Here is a 3,511-nt window from a genome sequence, read left to right as displayed (position 1 = left end):
GTACTTAAATTTTAACACTTATTACCCTTTATTCAACCAAAAACTTTTAAATTTAGGTTGATTTTTAACAGCGGGTGGAATTTAGTCTTTCATACGGAATTTACTTTTACAAGTCAGCATCTCCTTTTCCATTATCACAGGTAGACAACATCAGCATCTGCTCTCCATGCTTAAGCTTTTCCTCTGTACTCCACAAGCTATGCTCCAACACTTTTTCCACAAATTCATTGTAATCTTTCTCATCCCTTGCCATTATAAACTTCCAATATTTAAATTTCTTTACGTTCACACTCATGACGGCAAACACTTCATATTCTCTTCTTCTGTCCGCTGTAAAGTAAATCTTCCTATGCCTATCAAAGAAATCCTTATCTTTATACTGTTCCAGTGCTCCAAACATTTTTCCACCGTTTATGTTATGACCATAAATAATCAGGTTATCAGATTTCTTTAAATCACAGTAAGCACTTAAGTATGTTGTTCCATAAAAGCTATAATTCTTATCAAAGTCATGATTTAAATAATAGTTCGGATTATCCCTTGTCTGCATTATAGGATAACTTATGCTAGTTCCTGGCACTTCCAAGTATCCAATGCAGTCCTTGTTTTCTCTCTTAAGTTTTTCCACATTTATTGTCCTGTCTTTTTTCTCTGTCACACTTTCCTGTATTTCCTTAAATCCATTCTCACTTTTCTTCTCCGCTTCTTTTTCCTTTAAAAAAGGGACAGCTACTATCACAGCCATCCCTACCAATAGAAGTATCAGAGATCTTTTAATCATTCTCTTCATTTTCCTTCTTCTCCTGTTTCAAATTGTATTTTGATTTATCCTTTGCTCTCACGCATGCAAAACATCCAAGTGCCATCAATAATGAGATAAGTGAATTCATCATTCCTGCAGTCTTTCCCTTTATTCCTATCTGTGGTGTGTCAGGTACTTCAGGTATTCTTTCATCAACCACTGTAAGCTTCTGTAGTTTTCCTGTGTCCCTTATCCTGATTTTCTTATCCTTTGCAACCTTGTAATATTCAGGTGCTCGGGCTTCCTTAAAGGTATATGTTTCTCCTGCCTTTAGGATTCCTTCGATAAGTTCAGCATTTTTACCTGTTGTAAATTCATAAACCTTTATGCCCCTGCTGTCATACACCTTGTATTTTACACCGCTAAGCTGCTTCTTTGTGTCTGATGCAGTCTTGTTAAACTGAACCTTTATTGTATCATCCGTCATGCTTACCTTCTGAACCCTTCCATCATCTTCCACTGTAAACTCAACACTTTCTGCAGTTGCATAACCGTCTCTTGGTTGTTTTTCAGTTAAAACATATGTCTTACCTACAGCATACTTTCCTTCAATCACGTGGCTTTCTTCCGTTGAAACCCATTCATCCATTACAACTCCTGTATCCTTATCAGTTACCTGCATGTGACATCCTGAAAGTTCCCTTCCGTTTATAATGTCCTTCTTTGAAAATTCAACCTTTGTTGTGTCATCATACATTACTACCTGATTATCTGATAGCATGTTTGAGATTCCATTGTTCTTAATTACCACTCTTGTCTTTCCATATGCACTGTCACTTTCAGCAATCTCAAATGTAATGTCCTCTGCAGTTACAAAAACATCAGATGGTCTTGTTTCAGTCAATGTGTATTCCCTGTTCTTTAGAAGTCCATATATTCAAATCTTTTATTGACTTAATGAATATTACTCCATTAACGGCTTCTTTACGATTAAAAATCTTTAACATAAATATTTCCTTCTTTCATAAGTATTTCGACTAACAAATGTGCACGTTTCTTAATCACAATATAACTGTACTTGATTTTTTTCTTACTTTTTATGTGGTTACTTACGTATTTACTACGTATCATATGCGTAGCCTAAACACCTTGAATTATGTTATATAAGAATTTTTTAATTATTTTTCGTTCTTCCTTTTTTACCTTAATCGATAAATTATTCTCCCTTTGCCCTAAAATCACATAGTCTAGCGAAACATTTAGTTTTTCAGCTATTTCTACAAAAGTATCTATACTCGTACTATGTGCCCCGGATTCAATACCACTATAAGTTCTTACCGAAATACCTATATCATCTGCAAAGCCTTCCTGCGTATATCCCTTCTGTTTTCTTAGTTCTTTAATCCTTCTGCCGCTTTCTTTTACATTGTAAATCATATGTTTTATCTCTTTTCTGATTTATACCAGATAAATTTTTATTATCTACTACAAAAATGTTCTTCATAAATTCTATATTAATATTCGTACATTTTCTTCCTAACCAAATTGGGAAAACAAAGTTTATTTTCTTAATTGCATATAGACTTTATTTTTTATTTAAATTTTATTTTTGAATACAGCATGCTTTTTAATATTTAAACAACCAATAAAAAGATATAAGATGTATATTACTAAATTTAATTTACAAAGGAGATTTATTATTATGAACAATTTACAGACACACATTGAAGAATATTTAAAATATTGTGAAATTCAAAAAAGACTGGATGCAAAAACGCTAAAGGCTTATAAAATAGATTTAGCACAATTTATGAGAGAAATTAATACTGAAAATTTTATCGATATTACACCTTCTATGCTTGAGAATTTCATAGCTAATCTACACACACAATATAAACCTAAAACCGTCAAACGCAAAATTGCATCTATCAAGGCATTATTTCATTATTTCGAATATCGTGATTTAATCGAGAAAAATCCATTCAATAAACTTCAGATTAAATTTAGAGAATCAATAAAACTACCCAAAATAATTCCCTTGAACTATATCGAAGCAATTTTATCTACTATATATGATTACAAAGGTTCTGCAAAAACTAAATTTCAGCAAAGAAATGCCTTACGTGATGCAGCTGTCATTGAACTCCTATTTGCTACAGGTATGAGAATATCTGAACTTTGCTATCTTGGTATTAATGACATTAACTTAGATAACGGGACAATTTTAATTTTTGGAAAAGGCTCTAAAGAACGAATGTTACAAATAGGAAATGTTGAAGTTATTAATATTTTAAAAGAATATCACTCAGATTTTTTGCGTGAATGTGAAAACTGTGGATACTTTTTTGCCAATCAATCAGGTAACCAACTCTCTGACCAAACCGTTCGAAGAATGATAAATAAATATACTGAACTTGCATCAGTAAACCTACATATAACACCACACATGTTTCGACATACATTTGCAACAAGCCTTCTTGATGCAGATGTTGACATCAGATATATTCAAGAAATGCTTGGGCACAGTTCTATAAATATTACAGAAATATACACACATGTTGCAACAGCAAAACAAAAAGATATTTTGAGTGCTAAACACCCTAGGAATATGTTTAATGTCTAACTTTGTCATAAATAATTTTATTTTTTGATGGATAATAGATGATTATCTATTGCTTTTATCGAAATATTATTTATCTAAAATGGAGGTATAGTATGTTTTTATTAAAAAGTTTTTTAGGTGATAAATATAATCGTGTAAATAAAATT

4 protein-coding genes are annotated in these 3,511 nt (G+C 31.8%); 1 reads left to right on the top strand and 3 read right to left on the bottom strand.

All coding sequences use genetic code 11. The annotated features are described in order from the left end of the window. Positions 1-106: 106 nt before the first annotated feature. From N5B56_RS13355 to N5B56_RS13345, 3 genes are all read right to left on the bottom strand, one after another. Positions 107-790 (bottom strand): class B sortase, encoded by a 684-nt coding sequence (locus N5B56_RS13355; RefSeq protein WP_260979178.1) that lies wholly within the window; start codon positions 788-790, stop codon positions 107-109. After that, positions 774-1,646 carry an MSCRAMM family protein gene (locus tag N5B56_RS13350; RefSeq protein ID WP_260979177.1) on the bottom strand — a complete coding sequence of 291 codons (873 nt, stop codon included), beginning with the start codon at positions 1,644-1,646 and terminating at the stop codon, positions 774-776. The genes N5B56_RS13355 and N5B56_RS13350 overlap by 17 nt, the downstream gene beginning before the upstream one ends. Positions 1,647-1,882: 236 nt before the next feature. Then, positions 1,883-2,179, bottom strand: a complete 297-nt coding sequence (locus N5B56_RS13345; RefSeq protein ID WP_260979176.1) for a helix-turn-helix domain-containing protein — start codon at positions 2,177-2,179, stop codon at positions 1,883-1,885. Between the two features lie 265 nt (positions 2,180-2,444). On the opposite strand from N5B56_RS13345, the gene N5B56_RS13340 reads away from it, so the two are divergent. Then, positions 2,445-3,365 carry a tyrosine-type recombinase/integrase gene (locus N5B56_RS13340; RefSeq protein ID WP_260979175.1) on the top strand — a complete coding sequence of 307 codons (921 nt, stop codon included), beginning with the start codon at positions 2,445-2,447 and terminating at the stop codon, positions 3,363-3,365. Positions 3,366-3,511 lie beyond the last annotated feature (146 nt).

This window comes from Eubacterium album, assembly GCF_025336545.1.
GTDB lineage: Bacteria > Bacillota > Clostridia > Lachnospirales > Lachnospiraceae > Eubacterium_U > Eubacterium_U album.
Note: the sequence above shows the minus strand (reverse complement) of the source record. Positions and strands in the feature narration are given on the sequence as shown.

What these genes read in the sequence shown, in the direction of transcription:
- N5B56_RS13355 (WP_260979178.1), bottom strand. Translation starts at nt 790, where the DNA reads ATGAAGAGAATGATTAAAAGATCTCTGATACTTCTATTGGTAGGGATG.
- N5B56_RS13340 (WP_260979175.1), top strand. Translation starts at nt 2,445, where the DNA reads ATGAACAATTTACAGACACACATTGAAGAATATTTAAAATATTGTGAA.
- N5B56_RS13345 (WP_260979176.1), bottom strand. Translation starts at nt 2,179, where the DNA reads ATGATTTACAATGTAAAAGAAAGCGGCAGAAGGATTAAAGAACTAAGA.